Annotated in this window: 17 protein-coding genes and 2 pseudogenes; 7 read left to right on the top strand and 12 right to left on the bottom strand. The window is 69.7% G+C overall.

Annotated features, from left to right (window positions below):
* The 5 genes and pseudogenes from DQW85_RS02145 to DQW85_RS02125 all read left to right on the top strand — a co-directional run.
* A pseudogene (locus tag DQW85_RS02145) lies at positions 1–249 on the top strand (alkene reductase); the annotation flags it as partial.
* Positions 246–743, top strand: a complete 498-nt coding sequence (locus DQW85_RS02140) for a MarR family winged helix-turn-helix transcriptional regulator (RefSeq protein WP_113698760.1) — start codon at positions 246–248, stop codon at positions 741–743. The pseudogene DQW85_RS02145 and the gene DQW85_RS02140, both read left to right, overlap by 4 nt.
* Positions 725–1462 (top strand): SDR family NAD(P)-dependent oxidoreductase, encoded by a 738-nt coding sequence (locus DQW85_RS02135; protein WP_113698759.1) that lies wholly within the window; start codon positions 725–727, stop codon positions 1460–1462. Before DQW85_RS02140 ends, DQW85_RS02135 begins: the two co-directional genes overlap by 19 nt.
* A 45-nt stretch (positions 1463–1507) precedes the next feature.
* Positions 1508–2596: a CE1758 family FMN-dependent luciferase-like monooxygenase gene (locus DQW85_RS02130; protein ID WP_113698762.1), complete on the top strand. Its 1089-nt coding sequence runs from the start codon at positions 1508–1510 to the stop codon at positions 2594–2596.
* Between the two features lie 6 nt (positions 2597–2602).
* On the top strand, positions 2603–3256 hold the full coding sequence (locus DQW85_RS02125; RefSeq protein ID WP_113698758.1) for an FMN reductase: 654 nt from the start codon (positions 2603–2605) through the stop codon (positions 3254–3256).
* A 117-nt stretch (positions 3257–3373) separates the two neighbouring features.
* Here the strand turns inward: DQW85_RS02125 and DQW85_RS02120 are convergent, their stop codons facing one another.
* Positions 3374–4357, bottom strand: coding sequence for an AraC family transcriptional regulator (locus DQW85_RS02120; RefSeq protein ID WP_113698761.1), 984 nt, complete (start codon positions 4355–4357; stop codon positions 3374–3376).
* A 130-nt stretch (positions 4358–4487) separates the two neighbouring features.
* Here DQW85_RS02120 and DQW85_RS02115 point away from each other — a divergent pair, with 130 nt between their 5' ends.
* A complete protein-coding gene (locus tag DQW85_RS02115; protein WP_113698757.1) occupies positions 4488–5477 on the top strand; it encodes an SMP-30/gluconolactonase/LRE family protein in 990 nt (329 codons plus the stop codon).
* Positions 5478–5507: 30 nt separating this feature from the next.
* Here DQW85_RS02115 and DQW85_RS02110 read toward each other — a convergent pair whose 3' ends face one another.
* From DQW85_RS02110 to DQW85_RS02100, 3 genes are all read right to left on the bottom strand, one after another.
* The gene (locus DQW85_RS02110; protein ID WP_113698756.1) at positions 5508–6146 is read right to left on the bottom strand and encodes an isochorismatase family protein; all 639 of its coding nucleotides are present in this window, start codon (positions 6144–6146) and stop codon (positions 5508–5510) included.
* Between the two features lie 32 nt (positions 6147–6178).
* On the bottom strand, positions 6179–6460 hold the full coding sequence (locus DQW85_RS02105; protein WP_162794656.1) for a hemerythrin domain-containing protein: 282 nt from the start codon (positions 6458–6460) through the stop codon (positions 6179–6181).
* 101 nt (positions 6461–6561) lie between these two features.
* A complete protein-coding gene (locus tag DQW85_RS02100) occupies positions 6562–7191 on the bottom strand; it encodes an isochorismatase family protein (protein WP_113698754.1) in 630 nt (209 codons plus the stop codon).
* A gap of 109 nt (positions 7192–7300) precedes the next feature.
* On the opposite strand from DQW85_RS02100, the gene DQW85_RS02095 reads away from it, so the two are divergent.
* Positions 7301–7789 (top strand): MarR family winged helix-turn-helix transcriptional regulator, encoded by a 489-nt coding sequence (locus DQW85_RS02095; protein WP_113698753.1) that lies wholly within the window; start codon positions 7301–7303, stop codon positions 7787–7789.
* Positions 7790–7906: 117 nt separating this feature from the next.
* Here DQW85_RS02095 and DQW85_RS02090 read toward each other — a convergent pair whose 3' ends face one another.
* From DQW85_RS02090 to DQW85_RS02060, 8 genes and pseudogenes are all read right to left on the bottom strand, one after another.
* Positions 7907–8590: a hemerythrin domain-containing protein gene (locus DQW85_RS02090; RefSeq protein ID WP_162794655.1), complete on the bottom strand. Its 684-nt coding sequence runs from the start codon at positions 8588–8590 to the stop codon at positions 7907–7909.
* A gap of 380 nt (positions 8591–8970) precedes the next feature.
* Positions 8971–10023, bottom strand: coding sequence for an asparaginase (locus DQW85_RS02085; RefSeq protein ID WP_113698751.1), 1053 nt, complete (start codon positions 10021–10023; stop codon positions 8971–8973).
* A gap of 395 nt (positions 10024–10418) precedes the next feature.
* A complete protein-coding gene (locus DQW85_RS46420) occupies positions 10419–11018 on the bottom strand; it encodes a purine-cytosine permease family protein (protein WP_240196867.1) in 600 nt (199 codons plus the stop codon).
* Positions 11019–11058: 40 nt separating this feature from the next.
* Positions 11059–11691 (bottom strand): annotated as a pseudogene (locus tag DQW85_RS48050) (cytosine permease); the annotation flags it as partial.
* A 562-nt stretch (positions 11692–12253) separates the two neighbouring features.
* On the bottom strand, positions 12254–12424 hold the full coding sequence (locus DQW85_RS46415; protein ID WP_240196866.1) for a hypothetical protein: 171 nt from the start codon (positions 12422–12424) through the stop codon (positions 12254–12256).
* 428 nt (positions 12425–12852) lie between these two features.
* A complete protein-coding gene (locus DQW85_RS02070) occupies positions 12853–13923 on the bottom strand; it encodes an acyl-CoA dehydrogenase family protein (protein ID WP_113698750.1) in 1071 nt (356 codons plus the stop codon).
* Positions 13920–15053 carry an acyl-CoA dehydrogenase family protein gene (locus tag DQW85_RS02065; protein WP_113698749.1) on the bottom strand — a complete coding sequence of 378 codons (1134 nt, stop codon included), beginning with the start codon at positions 15051–15053 and terminating at the stop codon, positions 13920–13922. The genes DQW85_RS02070 and DQW85_RS02065 overlap by 4 nt, the downstream gene beginning before the upstream one ends.
* The coding region (locus tag DQW85_RS02060) for an acetate--CoA ligase family protein (protein ID WP_205314801.1) at positions 15053–15788 on the bottom strand (736 nt) is incomplete at its 5' end. The genes DQW85_RS02060 and DQW85_RS02065, both read right to left, overlap by 1 nt.

Below are 15788 nucleotides of genomic sequence, written 5' to 3'. Positions count from 1 at the left end.
GACTGGCCGGCCGCGCTGATCCTCAACCGTCCCGGCGCCGACGTCGCCGCCCGCGCCCAGGACGTCGAGGCCGGCCTGGCGGACGTCGCCAGCGTCGGCTCGATGACGCTCGCCAACCCGGACCTGGCCGAGCGGGTACGCGTCGGCGCACCCCTCAACACGCCCGACCCGAACACCTTCTACGGTGGCGACGAGCGTGGCTACACCGACTATCCCGTGCTGTCCGCGAGCGCTCAATCGAGGTCATGATGACCACAGCTCCGCTCCGGTCTCCGAGCACGGCAGGCCCCGGACGCCCGAGCTACGCGATCTTCACTCTCGCCCGCGCGCACCGCGCGTTCGCGGCCGGGATGCTGCGTGACCTGGGGCTGCATCCCGGCCAGGAGCTGTTGCTGATGCAGCTGTTCGACCGGGACGGCCAGACGCAGTCCGAGCTGCTGGAGAGTGTCGGCCTGAACCACTCGACGGTCTCGAAGTCCCTGCGGCGCATGCAGGAGGCCGGGCTGCTCACCCGCGAGCCGGCCGAGCACGACCGGCGGGTCCAGCTCGTCCGGCTCACCGACAAGGGCCGGGCCATGCGCGAACCCATCGAGGCCATGTGGTCCGCGCTCGAACGGGTCTCCGTCCAGCACCTGGACGCCGACGCCGTCGAGTCCTTCATCGCCCAGGCCAGGCTCATCGAGAAGGCAATCGTTCAACGCGATCAGACAGCGAGCAGATCAGAATGCACGACGACCGAGTAGTCATCATCACCGGCGCCGCGGGAGGCATCGGATCCCTCCTGGTGGACCGGTTCCTGGCGAGCGGCGACACCGTCATCGCGACGGACACCGACCAGGAGGTTCTCGACACCCGTCTGGCCGGATCGCACCGGCGCCGCCTCATCACGGTCGCGGCCGACATCTCCACCGAGCAGGACTGCGACCGGCTGGCGCAGACCGCGCGTCGCGAGACCGGCCGGGTCGACGTCCTGGTCAACTGCGCCGGCTACTTCCCCTTCACACCGTTCGAGGAGATGAAGCCGGACGACTGGCGGAGGGTCATCGACGTCAACCTCACCGGCACGTTCCTCATGACCCGCGCCGTGCTCCCGATCATGAAGGGCCGCGGCTGGGGACGGATCATCAACTTCGGGTCCGGGTCGGTCTTCGACGGAACGGCCGGCTACGCCCACTACGTCGCCGCCAAGGCCGGCATCGTCGGGTTCTCCCGTTCGCTCGCCCGTGAGGTCGGCGGCTACGGGATCACCGTCAACGTCGTGACGCCCGGCCTCACCGTGACCCCGGCGGTGCGGGACCACATGCCGCCGGAGGTCCTTCGGGCCCAGCGCGAGGGACGTGCCATCAAACGGGACGAACTACCCGAGGACCTGGTCGGGCCGGTCTTCTACCTCGCCTCCACGGACTCCGACTTCGTCACCGGACAGATCCTCAACGTGGACGGCGGCAGCTTCATGCGCTGACCAGCGCCCCCGACTGAAACCCATGAAATGGAAGAGGCGATTCACATGCAGTTCGGCGTGTTCACCATCGGCGACGTCAAGGCCGACCCCGTCTCGGGGAGGCCGTCCTCGGAGCAGGCGCGACTACGGATGATGGCCGCCGTCGCGACGAAGGCGGAAGAGGTCGGCTTCGATGTGTTCGCCACCGGCGAGCACCACAACCCACCGTTCGTGGCCTCCTCGCCGACCACCCTGCTCGCCTTCATCGCGGCGCGGACGAGGCGGATCATCCTGTCGACCTCGACCACGCTGATCACCACGAACGACCCCGTGAAGATCGCCGAGGACTACGCGGTGCTCCAGCACCTCGCGAACGGACGGGTGGACCTCATGATGGGCCGCGGCAACACCGGCCCGGTCTATCCCTGGTTCGGCCAGGACATCCGCAACGGCATTCCCCTGGCGATCGAGAACTACGCGCTGCTGCGCCGGCTCTGGCGAGAGGACGTCGTCGACTGGCAGGGCGAGTTCCGTACGCCCCTGCAGTCGTTCACCTCGACGCCGCGTCCGCTCGACGGCGTGCCGCCGTTCGTCTGGCACGGCTCGGTCCGCAGCCAGGAGATCGCCGAACAGGCCGCGTACTACGGCGACGGCTTCTTCGCCAATCACATCTTCTTCCCCCGGCGTCACTTCGTCGGCCTGGTGAACCTGTACCGGCAGCGCTTCGAGCACTACGGCCACGGCGCCGCCGACCAGGCCATCGTCGGCCTCGGCGGCCAGACGTTCATGCGGCGCAGGTCGCAGGACGCCGTCCGGGACTACCGGCCCTACTTCCGGAGCATCCCCGTCTACGGCGGGGCGTCACTGGAGGATGTCACCGAGCAGACCCCGCTGACCGTCGGCAGCCCGCAGCAGGTCATCGACAAGACGCTGTCCTTCCGCGAGACCTTCGGAGACTACCAGCGCCAGCTGTTCAACCTCGACGCGGGCGGACTGCCGGAGAAGACGGTCATGGAGCAGCTCGACCTGTTCGGCGAGATCCTCCCCGTACTCCGCAGGGAGTTCGACGCGCGCCGTCCGGCGCATGTGCCGGACGGCCCCGTGCACCCGGCGCTCGGCAGCCACGGGGACGCCGTCGTCACGGAGAGAGGGTGAGCCAGGATGGAACCCCTGCGCATGGTCGCGGTGTCGGCCGGACTGAGCGATCCCTCCTCCACCCGACTGCTCGCTGACCGGTTGGCCGACGCGGCCCGTCGGCGCCTGGAGGGGCCAGAGCGGACGGTGGACGTCCGCGTCGTCGAACTGCGCGAGCTGGCCGTGGACATCGCCCACCATCTGACTCGGGGTTATCCCAGCCCGGCGCTGGAGGAGGCGATCCGCGCGGTGACCCGGGCCGACGGCCTGATAGCCGTGACACCGATCTTCAACGCCTCCTACAGCGGACTGTTCAAGTCGTTCTTCGACCTGATCGAGCCCAACGCTCTGGCCGGAACGCCGGTTCTGATCGGCGCAACGGGCGGCACCGCGAGACACTCGCTCGCCTTGGAGCACGCGCTGCGCCCGCTGTTCGCCTACCTGCGCGCCGTGGTGGTCCCCACCGCCGTTTTCGCCGCCACCGACGACTGGGGCGCGGCAGGCGACTCCCACACCGAGGCCCTGCCCGCAAGGATCACCCGCGCGGCGGGCGAGCTGGCCGACCTCATGCGCGCCCGCACCGCCCCGCGGACGCCGATCCATGACAGCGGCGATCCAGCCGACGCCACCGCGGTCGTCCCGTTCGCCGAACTGCTCGCCACACTCGGCCGCCGGGCCTGAGAACCAAGAGTACGCCGCACGATCTCCCTCCTGGCCTTGAGATCGTTCCGGTCACCGACCGGCGGACGCTGGAAGAGCATGGCCGGTTCAGCCGGTGCGGCGGCCTCCGCGGCGCTGTCAGCCAACGCTTTCCACGGGGTAGGGATGCGCCCCTTCCTGGAAGCCTGCGGCACAGCTTCGGTGTTGCCGGCGGAACCTGCCCGGCGCCGTGCCGAACTCGCGGCGGAAAGCGTTGGCGAAGGCGTACTCGGAGGTGTAGCCCACCTGGCGGGCGATCGAGGCGAGCGGCGCATCGGTGTCCTGCAGGAGCCGCGCTCCCGTGTTCAGCCGCCACCACGTGAGGTAGGCCAGCGGAGGCTGGCCCACCAACGACGTGAACCTCCGGGTGAACGCGGTCCTGGACATCCCGATCGTGTCGCCGAGGTCCTGCACCGTCCAACGGCGGGAGGGCTCGTGGTGGATGTGGTGCAGGGCGGTCGCGATGACCGGATCGGTGAGCGCGGCGGGCCAGCCAGCGTGGGGCCGGCGCTCGACCTCGTCGTCGAGCCAGGCCCGCAGCAGGTAGACCAGGAGCAGGTCCATCAACGCCGGTAGCGCGGCGCCGGCTCCCGGGCGGGGTTCGGACAGGTCCGCGCCCAGCAGGTCGACGGCGGCCCGCAGGGTGGAATGGCGACCAGGGCGGGCGGCGATGTGCACGACCTCGGGGAGCGTACGCAGGAAGGGGTGAGCCTGCCCCCGTTCGAGCCGGTAGGCGCCGCACAGGAGGTGCGCCTGGTTCGCCGAGAGCACGTCCGGTTCGTCATGGAGCGCTCTGATGGCGGGCCCGTTGTCCGGCTCGGGCGGCAGCTCCATGATCGTCCGGTGCGGGCTGTCGCTCATCCCGTGCATCGCGCCGTACGGCAGGAACACCACATCGCCGGCGCTGAGCTGAACCGGCGCACCGGACGGTGGGATCAGCCAGCAGCCGCCGTGCAGCAGCACGTGGAAGCCGGCCCCGGGATACGGGCCGAACCGGTTGCCCCACGGTCCCGTGCGCAGGGACCGGCTGAATTTCGCCCGCCCGGCTCGAACAGTGGCGATGACATCGCTGAAGACATCCACCGTGTCATCGTACGACCCTGTCGGAGGATCGATCACGTATGTTTCCGGCCGAATCAAGTATGGAGCGGCCCGGTATGGAGTGCCTAGCGTGTGGGATGCCAGGTCACTCGCGCCTCAGGAGACGCCGAACATGAACCGCAAGAAGTTCTTGACCACCATGGGACTGGTCGCCATCTCGATCGGCGCGCTGTCCGGCCCCGTCCACGGGCAAGCCCGCCCGGCGCCGGACCGCTACCTGCTGCCCGATCAGGCGAAGAGCGCGTTCCCCGAAGGCATAGCGCGTTCCGGCAAGGATATCTTCGTCGGCTCGGCCACCGACGGAACGCTCTACCGCGGGAGCACGAGCCGTGAGCGGCTGCGCGTGTTCGTGCCCGCCGGAACCGACGGCCTCACCCAGGCATTGGGCATGAAGGTCGACCGCCGGGGGCGGTTGCTCGTGGCGGGAGGCAACACCGGGAAGGTCCTGGTGCGCGACAGCCGCAGCGGCAGGCTGCTGGGGACGTTCACCACCGCCGTGCCGGGCAGCACGCTCAACGACCTCGCCATCACCCGAGACGGGGACGTGTACGTCACCGACACCGCCAAGCCGACGCTGTACCGTATCCGGGCCGAGGCACTCGCCGCGGCGCGCCCGGGGAAGGCGCTTCCCCTGGAGCCGTGGCTGGACCTGCGGGACTCCCCGATCGTGTACGAGCCGGACGCGCAGCTGGACGTCAACGTCAACGGCATCGTGGTCGCGCCCGGCGGCAGGCATCTGGTGGTCGCGGACACCAACAGCAAGTCGCTGTATCGGATCGGCCTGCGCGACAAGAAGATCCGTCCCGTCGATCTCGGCGGGGTCCCGGTGATGGGCGACGGCCTGGTCCTGGTCGGCGACGAGTTGTACGCCGTGGACGCCAGCACCCCGCCCGGCAACGCGATCGTGCGCATCCGCCTCGGCGCCACCGCGGCGGCCGGTCGCGTGCTGTCTCGTACGACAAGCTCGCGGCTGAAGTTCCCTTCCACCGCTGTCGCCGACGGTGACGACCTGCTCGTGGTCAACCTCCAGTTCGACCGGCTCGCCAGCGGGCAGGCCCCTGACCTTCCCTTCGACGTCGTACGCGTCCCTCGCCGCCGGTGAGACCGTGGGATCGAGCCACCACCTCATTGGTCAGCTCGAAGCGTTCGCCAGGATCTCGCGGACGTTCGTCAGGGAAGCGTTGAGCATCGCGTACCCCGGCATGTTCGACTGGATCGCGCGGAATCCGGCGAGCGTGCCGGTGTGCTCGTAGGAACGCTGCAGCTCCGACGCGAACGACAACCAACTGCGCGGAGTGACCCCGAGCTGGGTGAAGCGGGTGAGGGCCGCGTTGTGTGAGGCGGCGCTGTCACTCGCCGTGGCGTCGACGACCAGGGACACGTCGTAGTCCCTGCGCAGTGCGCTGAGTGTGGTCTGCATGACGCATCCGTCGGTCATCAACCCCGCGATGACGAGATGCCTCATCCCGGTCGCGGCGACCGCGCGCTCGAAGCCGCCGTCCTCGAACGCGTCGAACGACAGCCCGCGATGAACCACGGGATGACCGTCCAGCACCTCGGTGATCTCCGGGTAGAGCACCCCGCGCGGGTCGTTCCGCGGCCCGGTGCTCACCACCAGGGGGACGCCGAAGGTGTGCGCGGTCTGGACCAGGGCACGGCCGCCGGCGGTGTTCTCCGCGATGGTCTGCGATCCGATCAGTGGCGCGAATCCGGAGACGTAGTCGATGAGGACGATGGCTGTGTTGGCGGCTGTGCGCCGTTCGATGTCCATCTGATCTCCTTACGGAAGGGGGTGGCGCGATGTCAGCGCAGGTACCGCGCCATGGGTTCGAGCAGTTGCGCTTCCTCGTAGGCGAGATGGGACAGGAGCGTGTCGGTGAGCACGTCGACGGTCGCCTGCAGATCGGCGATCGTCGACGTGCCCCCCACCAGCCCGACGAGGTCGCGGTCGATGCGTTCGACCACCTCGTGGATCGCGTCGTGCTCGGCGCCGAGGCGGTCGAGGACAGCGTCCAGGGACGGCTCGTGGTGTCGCAGTTCGGGGAACACCTCGAAGTCCTCGCCGAAGTGGTGCGCTGTGAGCAATGCCAGTATGAGCTGCCGTGCGGACGGGCCGGGTGGCCTCGTCCCACACCCGCTCCGCGTTGAGCCGCCTGCCGGGGGGTAATGCCGGTGTCCGAACAGGACTACGACGCGGCGTGTGCTGCCTGCTGTGCGGTGTACTGCTGCAGATACATGCCGAGCGCGGGCGAGTGGTCGAGCACGAGGCCCATGAACTGCTGAACCGTCGCGACGTTCTCGTACGTGCGCTGGAACTCCGAGGCCACGGTCAGCCAGGTGACCGGGACGATGCCGGCCTGGATCATGCGCTGGACGGCGGCGTCATGGGTCTCCCGGTTCTCTCCGGCGACGGAGTCGACGACGAGGTGAACTTCGTACTCGCGCTCGAGACCCGACAGCGCGGTCTGCAGCACGCATCCCTCCGTCATCAGCCCGGACAGCAGGAGCTTGCGGCGTCCGGTCGCGGCGACGGCCTCGGCGAAGCGCTGCGTCCCGAAGGCGTCGAAGTTGCCGCCGCGCACGATGACCTCGGTGTCACCCAGCACGGCCTTGAGCTGCCCGAACAGCGGGCCGGGCGGGTCGGTGTCCGCGCCGTTCGTCACCACCAGGGGAACACCGTACGCCTGCGCCGTCTTGGCGAGCGCCACGGTGTTGTTGACGTGGTACGCCAGGTCGTGCGAGCGGAACAGGTTTCCGAAGCCCACGGCGTGATCGATCATCACGATCGCGCACTCGTCGGCTCTGAGGATCGGCATGACAACTCCTTCGGGAGGTTCCAGGGAAATGCTCCGGACTCGGATATTACGAGATGAGATGTTCCTAAGCAAGAACATCTTGGCTCGGAGTTACTGGTAAGCTCGAAGGGTGTCGTCTTCAGTGCGGCCCGACGAGGGGCTCGACCATCCGTTCGCCGGGGATCTCAACTGGCTCCTGCATCGCGTCGGCGCCGTGCTCGGCAGCGCGCAGGACGAGGTGGCCCGCCGCCACGGCCTGGGCATACGCGGCTACGTCGTGCTGCGCACCATCGCCCAGAGCGAGGGATCGAGCCAGCTCGCGCTCGGCCGGGATCTCGGGCTCGACAAGACCACGCTGACAGCGGTGCTCGACCGGCTTGAGGAGGCAGGGCTCATCCTGCGCCGCCCCGCTCCGGGCGACCGGCGCGCGAGGGTGTGCGAGGCGACCGCCGAAGGACGCGAAGTCGCAGGCAAGGCCGCCGAGGAGATCGAGGCGACCGAGCAGCGACTGCTCGCCGAGATGCGCCCTCGCGACCGCGACGAGCTCGTCCGGTTGCTCCGGCAGCTGGCGTTCGGCCCGTTCGCCGACACCGCGCCGATCTCCGGTTCCTGCATCTGACGCGGGCCCGCTGGGTCTCCACGGCGGGGCTGTTGGGCACGCGGAGGCGGAGAACGACACAGCGGAGAACGACACAAAGGCCGTGGGGAGAATCGTGGCCCTTGTGCCGTTCGGACGTCAGCCGGTGGCGCGCGGCGGGGTGGGGGTGCCGTGGACGCGCTCGGCGTGAGAGGCGTACGCCTGCGGAGCCTGTTGCCGCAGGAAGACGCCCACCTCCGGCGGCAACGACGAGAAGAGCCCTTCGATGACCTCGGGGTCCCCCTCGTAGGTCACGAAGCCCGCCAGCAGGGGCAGCATCTCCATGGGAAGCTTGCTGTTCGCGTCGGCGACCATCGCAGCCCACTCGGCCGCGGTGACGTACTTCTCGGCGAGCGGCAGGATCCGCTCCTCCTCCAGCCCCAGGTGTTCGACGAGCAGGACGTTCACCCGCTCGATCACATCGGCGAGGGCCTTGCCGCGCTCGGCGCCGGCGTCGGCACGCCAGGCCGATATGGCCGTCTCCAACTCGGCGTCCAGCCGGGCGATGCCCTCGTGGTGGTCCTCCATGGTGTGGACGACCGGGACGACCTCCTCCGGGACACGTTCCAGCAGCCTGGGCCACAGGTGGTCGTCCTCACCGCGGTGGTGGCTGTGCAGCACGCCGGTCACGAGCGTGATGTGATCGGCGACGACCCCGGCGCGCTCCACGTCGCCCGGCGTGACCGCGCGGACCAACGCCGGCATCAGCCCGAACTCGCGCCGGAACATGTCGTGCACCAGGTACATCTCGCGCGTGTCGGCCAAGGGCCCATCGATAGTCACGGTTGCCTCCGCTTGCCCTGGTAGGCGGGCGTGGGCCGACTGGGTCTGAGCATGACGCTGTCACCTTTTTCTTGCACGTGTTTCTTGCACGTGGTTCGGGGGAGGGCGAATGTGTATGCAATGTATACATCTCTCCCCTCACGAACAAGACATGAGTTACGCAGAGGTTGCGAAGTTCGCCGGTGCCTTCGATGGTTGTCCACCGGCCGTCACTACTCCAGGGCGTGGCGGACGACGGCATGGGCCAGGACGACTGTGGCGTCCATGAAGCGCATTGGACCTGTGTCCTCGGCCGTGAGCAGCAGGGGGATCTCGGTGCATGCCGCCACGACGACTCCAGCGCCGGCCTTGCCGAGCGTCTCCAACGCCGGTGATATCCGTTATTGGCAGGCGGAGGGCGCCCTTGGCCGTGCCGGGGCGATCCCCGCGGTGGCGAAGGCCAGGGCGATCCGCGCCCGGTCGTGGCACCCGGTGGTGAGCAGCCGGTGCAGCAGCAGCCGGGCCTTGTACGGGTTCAGGTCGCCGCCGGGGATCAGCCCGTTGGCGGGCAGGTCGCGCTCGGAGCCCGGAGAGCTGTAGGTGCGGGTGAGCACGGGGCCGTTGCCGATGCGGGAGGTGAGGACGACGGGGATCCGCTCGGCGAGCCGGCGCAGCCGCGGCACGAGCCATTCGGGTACGTGGCCGGCGCCGAGGGCCGCGAGGACGAGGCTGTCGCAGTGGCCGTCGAGCAGGTCCAGCTGGGTGCCGTCGTCCCCGAGGGTCACCGTGTGCAGCGCGACCCGCACGGCACTGGTGCTCGCCGCTCCTTCGTCGCCGGGCGGGCAGGCGGTCCGGTGGGGGAGCCGCTGGTACAACCGCACCCGTCCCTCCGCGACCAGGCCGAGCGGGCCGCAGCCGGGGGAGGTGAAGGCCGCGGGACTGACGGTGTGGCTTTTCTGGACCGTGCGTGCGGCGTGTATCTGGTCGCCGAGAACGACGACGCAGCCTGCCCCGCGCAGCCATGGGCCGGCCGCCGCGATGACGGCGGCGTTCAGGTTGGCGGGTCCGTCGGATCCGGGGAGGGTTGGACCGCGCATCGCTCCGGTGACGACGATCGGCGCGTCCCCACGGTGCAGCAGGTCGAGGTAGAAGGCGGTCTCCTCGATGGTGTCCGTGCCCTGGACGACCACCACGCCGTCCACTGCCTCGGGGGCGAGTTCGGCCCTGATCTCGGCGTGGAGCGCGTCGAGGTCCGCCAGCGACAGTGAGGCGCTGGGCAGCCGACGGAAGTCATGAACGTGCAGCCGGACGCCCAGGGCGTCCAGCCCGGGGACGTTTTCCAGAAGCTCCTTGGCCGAAAGAGCGGGGACCGCCCCGCCGGTGGCCGGGTGCGTGGCGGTGGCGATGGTGCCGCCGAGGGCGAAGACCGCGACGTTCCGACCGTTCAGCGACATGGCGTTTCTCGTTCACCGACGCGGGCGCCGCGCCGTCGTGTCCCGGCTTCGGGGGTGATGCTCTCCCGGACATGCCCCAGGCAGGTAACCGCCCTCCCCTCCTGTGCGCATGTCCGACGGGCAAGCGCCCCCCGAGGCTCCGTGGCTGACCTTTCGGCACCATGCCAGAGTGGGTGATGAGAAGGCTGGTCTCGAAGTAAATGGACAGAGGGCTCTCTCAGGCGCCGGAAAGAGACACCCATGACCGAGCCCGCCTCATTCGGCCGACCCGCCGCCGGCAGGTCACCGTAGACCTCCTCGGCCGCCGTCTCCACGGTGTGAGCGTTGGCAGGTCCCGGCCGGTGGGAGACGACCACCGGCCGGGGACGCCGGGGGAGGGGCGTGATCTGGTGCGGTCAGGGATCCACCGGCTCGGCCACCGGGATCGGTTCCGGCGCGGCGGTCTTGCTGCTCGCCGATGTGAGGGAGCTGATGAGCAGGTAGGCGACCGCGGCGGCAATGAACGCGGCCACCGGGGTGGACAGACCCGGTGCCTCGAACTCCACCGCGAAGGCCACGATCGAGCCGATCAGCCAAGCGGCGAAAGCCGCAGGCCGCCAGGCGGAGACGGGCCTGGCGTCCTTGCGGACGAGGAAGAGATCCACGATCATGATGGCGCCGATCGGGGGCACCACGATGCCCAGCAGCGTCAGCCACGGGACGAAGAGCGCCCAGATGTTCACGGCGGCGAGCACGGTGCCGATGACACCGAGCGCCACGGCGCACACCCGCATCTTGCTCTTGGTGATACGGGAGAAGCCCACAGCGGAGAAGTACAGGCAGTGGGAGCAGATCGAGCCGAGATTGCAGAGCAGGAAGACGAGTGCGAGGGCAGAGACCACCGTCTGGTGCTGGTCGAGCAGATAACCGAACATGTTGTCGTGGCCGAAGGGATTCGGAGCCGCCACTTGAAGAGCGGCCGTCATCACGCCGCCGACCAGCATCGCCACCGTCATCGCGAACGGGAACGCGCTGAACGTTGAGACGATGGCGCCGCGAATGCTGGGGCGACCAGCGGCTGTAATCCCCGGTGAGCGTCGCCCCGTCCGCGAACAGCGCGCAGACGATGGTGACCCCGGCTCCGAAGGCCAGGGGAGTGGCCGGTGCCGTCCCGGCGTATTCCGCCACGCGGTCCCAGCCCGCGGTGAGGGCCGAGTCGAACAGCACCCAGCCGCCCAGAATGACGAAGAGCGGCACGGAGACCACGCCGACCCAGTGCAGTCCCCTGATCCCCAGAAATGTGATCAGCAGGAAGACGAGGCCGGCGAGCGCCGTGACGATCACATACTGTACGTTGAAGGCGGCGTGGATGAGGGCCCCCGTCAGGCCGGTCTGTACCGCGAACCAGTCGAGGACCAGCGTCGACAGCAACCCTGAGACCGCGACGTAGCCCTTCCTGCCGAAAACGGAGCTGGCCTGCAGCGCGGAATTGTTCCCGGTCCGATACGCGTCGTAGGCCAGTGCTCCCGTGTAGAGGAACATCAGCAGGTTTCCGACCAGGATGGCCAGCAGCGCCTTCTGGAAGCCCATGGCCGCCACCAGGATCGATCCGGTGATGGCGGTCGTTATGATCATAGGCGCGCCGAGCCAGACCATGGATACGGAGAAGGTGCTCCGGCGGGCGTCCATCGGCACGGGTGTGTGCTCGTATTCGTTTCCGAGCGCGTCGTGGGATTCTTCTGTACTCATATTTCTTCCTCGACGAGGTGGTGACTGATCCGCTTCGGCGCGCCTCTCACAGGAGTCGTCCTTCGCGGAGCAGCGGTGGTCACGGGCGGGGGGTGGCCCGCCGGTCCGCCGGGTGTGTTGGTGATCGGGACGGTCAGGACCGCTCGGGCTCCCCGGTCGGGAGGGTGCCGACGGGGCAGGTGGCCACGCCGATGGTGTCGCGGGTGATGGCCTCGACGTTCTTCTGTGCCCGCTCCGGGTCGGTGACCCAGGTCCGGTAGAAGTCGAACGGGCATTCCGCGACGCCCTTGTCGCCGTCGTTTCCGTTGTGGACGCCGGAGTATCCCCGGTGCAGCAGCTTGAACAGATGGTTGGTGGACTGGTCCTGGGCGCGGGCGTGGCGGATGATCAGCGAGACCTTGAGGCCCTTGGGTCCCTCGGTGACGTAGGTGCCGACGGCGGTCTGTTCGGGAGGTCCTCGTGCCGCTCACCGGTGATCGAGAAGACCCCCCACACGCCGGCCTCACGGCACCAGGTCCAGGCCGGGCAGGCCCTGCCTGATGCCGACGACCATGTCGGCGATCGTCCGCGCGTTCTCCATCACTTCGGGAGTGGTGTGGAGGCGGGGCATCTTGTAGTTGACGACCGCGACTCCGACGGTGTCAGGGCTGGATGTGATGTCACCGTGCCGCATGGCGGGCTCCTTGGACTCTTCCGGGCGGGCCGTGCCGTGGAGGGGCTGTTGGACTCTTCCGGGCGGGCCGTGCCGTGGAGGGGCTGGCGCCATTGGACTCTTCCGGGCGGGCCGTGCCGTGGAGGGGCTGGCGCCATTGGACTCTTCCGGGCGGGCCGTGCCGTGGAGGGGCTGGCGCCATTGCTTTCAGGTGAGGTTATTTCAGATGAAAGCAATATGAAGGGTGGGTGTCGCCACTGTCAAGAGATGGGAGGAGAGGCTCGGCTCGTACGGTCCGGCTGACTCAGCGGTGCCCCGTTCGGCTACCGCTCCCTGGCCTGAAGCTCCAACCCGGGATCGCCCGGCAGAATCACGCAACCGCACGAGCTCGCGGGGCATGAGGCACGCGCCAGTCGACCGCTACGCCAACGCCTCCAGGCAACCCCACGTCAACGCTGCTCCTCCGGTGTCGCGGTGACGACCTCCCACAGCCTCCCGGCTCCGCCGCGCCCGAGTTCGGCACCCAGCGCCCGGGCCCACTCGGTCTCGGAGCCGAACTCGTCACGCCAGGACCACAGGCGCCGGGTGAACCACTGCAGGTCGCACTCACGGGTGGTTCCCATGGCGCCGTGCACCTGGTGGGCCAGCGCCGCTCCTTTGGTCGCGGCCTCCCCAGCGATGATCTTGGCGATCGCCGCGTCGTCGGGGCGGGCGCCGGCGGCGGCGGTCTCAGCGGCCATCCGGGCCTGCGCGACGGCTTCCCCGAGTAGCGCGATCATGTGCCCCACCGCCTGGAACCGGGCGATCGGTCGGCCGAACTGCTCGCGTTCCTTCGCGTGCCGTACGGTCAGCTCCAGCACCCGCTCAAGCGCGCCGGCGATCTGCAGCGACCGCGCCAGGGCACCGCGCAGGCGCCAGGTGGTCGCGTCGACGCCGGCATCCGCGGCGGGCGTCGGCGCGGCGACCACCACGCCGGAGACCGTGACGGTGTCACGCGGCTCTCCGGCGTAGTTGCGGCCCGGTACGATGCCGGCGTCGGCGAGCGGCACCGCGACCACGACCGGCCCCGTCTCGCCGGAGGCGAGGGCGACCATCAGCTCCGCCATCCGCGCCCACGGCACCGCGGCGATCCGGCCGCTGACGGTCCAGCAGCCGTCCCTGCGCGCCACGGTGAGCCGGCCGGTCTCCGGCGCGACGGCCAGCGGCCCGTCGGGTGGTGAGATCCCGGCCGCGGCCAGGATCGGGCCGCCCACCAGCAGCGACTCGGCCAGCGGCACTGGCGCCGCGGCGTAGCCGGAGATCCGTACGAGCTCCGCTGCCTGCGCCGCAGTGCCGCCGCTGCCGCCTTCGGCTTCGCTGATGCCGACGCGGGTCAGGCCGGACTCCACGAGGGCGTTCCACAACTGTTCGGACCAGCCGGCGGCCTCCGCGGCCTCCAGGGCCTCACGCGATCCATGGTCGGCGCACAGCCGGAGCGCGGTGTCGACCAGAAGCCGGTCAATCTCGGTCAACGTGTTCATCGGATCAGCTCCCGTGCGGCGACACTGCGCAGAATCTCGGTGGTACCGCCACGGATGGTCAGGCCGGGCAGCATGAGGGTGGCCGCGGCCAGCTCGCGCGAGAACCGGTCGGCGGCGTCGGGATCCGGCGCCACGCCGGCCAGCGAGCGAACCGTCTCGGCCACCTCCTTCTCGAAGGTGGTGCCGAGGTCCTTCACCAGTGCCGCCTCGGCCACCGGAGCGCTACCGCCGTCGATCATGCGGGCCACCGAGAGGGACAGGTTGTGCAGCGTCCGGTACCGCGCCGTGATGCGGCCGAGCGCATCGCGGACGGAGTCCGATGCGTGCTCGCCGTACGCGTCCAGGAAGGAACGGAACAGCCCGTAGGTGGACAGCCACCGATCCGGGCCGGAACGCTCGTACGCGAGCTCGGAGGTCACCTGGTGCCAGCCCCCTCCGACGTCGCCCAGCACCAGCTCGTCGGGCACGAAGACGTCGTCGAAAACCACCTCGTTGAAGTGGTGTGTGCCGTCCAGGCTGATGATCGGGCTGATCGTGATGCCCGGACCGCGTAGATCGATGAGGAACTGGCTCAAGCCGGCATGGCGGTCCTGACCCGACGGCGATGTCCGGACCAGCGTGAGCGCGTAGTCCTGCTGGTGCGCCCCGGAGGTCCACACCTTCGTCCCGCTGACCCGCCAGCCGCCGTCGTCCCGCACCCCGGCGGTGCGTACCGAGGCCAGGTCGGAGCCGGAGTCGGGCTCGCTCATGCCGATGCAGAAGGTGCACTCGGCCCTGGCGATCAACGGCAGGAACCGCCGCTTCTGCTCCTCGGTGCCGAAGGCCAGAATGGTCGGCGCGGTCTGCCGGTCACCCACCCAGTGCGCGGCCACGGGGGCGCCGGCCGACAGCAGTTCGGCGACGACGACGAAGCGCTCGACCGCCGTACCACCGCGCCCCCCGTACTCGGCGGGGATGGACATGCCGACCCAGCCCTTCGCCGCCAGCCTGCGGCTGAACTCCGGATCGCGCCCGCCGCTCATGTCCGACCCGACGATGTCCCGGCCGGCGAGTTCGGCGGCCAGGAAACCGCGGACATCGTCGCGCAGCCGCCGCTCGGGGAGGGTGAGAGTGGTCGGTGGAAAACGCATCAGGCGTCCTCTCCACGGCCTCGGGATCTGATCAACAGATCGAGTGCCATGACTCCGTGCTCGTCGACCGCCAAGGGGTTGATCTCGAGTTCGTCGAGCCGCTCGCCCAGCGCGAGCGCGGCCTCGGAAAGCGCGACCAGTGCCGCCACCACGGCGTCCACCGCGGCCCGCGGACGCCCCCGGTAGCCGTCGAGCAGCGGCCAGCCGCGCAGGCGGCGCAGCAGCTCGAGCGCGCGGACGGGGGTGAGCGGGGCCAGCGCCGAGGCGACATCGGCGTAGATCTCGGTGGCGACCCCGCCGATGCCGACGGTCAGCACCGGGGGATAGCCGTCCCGCGCCCCCTGCACGCCGAGGATGAGCTCGGTCCCGGGCCGTGCCAGTGCCTGTACGAGCACGCCTTCGACCCGGGCTCCGGGTACACGGTCGCCCGCCGCCCGGATCTCCTGGAAGGCCTGGGCGGCGTCGCCCGGGTCCACCCCGACCCGTACACCGCCCACGTCGCTCTTGTGCGGGATCTGCGGCGACTGGATCTTGAAGACCAGCGGCCGGTCGCCGAGCTCGGCGGCGGCGGCGATCGCCTCCTGCTCGGTGGTCGCGAGTATGGCCCGGGGGCGCGCCACGCCCAGCGCGTCGAGGACGCGACCGCCGGCGGCCTCGGTGAGCGTGCCGCCGGTCGTGAACAGTTCCGCCACCAGGGCCTCGTCCAGCAGCGGCGCGGGTCGCGCCGGCGGGTCG

Source organism: Nonomuraea lactucae, from assembly GCF_003313395.1.
GTDB lineage: Bacteria > Actinomycetota > Actinomycetes > Streptosporangiales > Streptosporangiaceae > Nonomuraea > Nonomuraea lactucae.
Note: the sequence above shows the minus strand (reverse complement) of the source record. Positions and strands in the feature narration are given on the sequence as shown.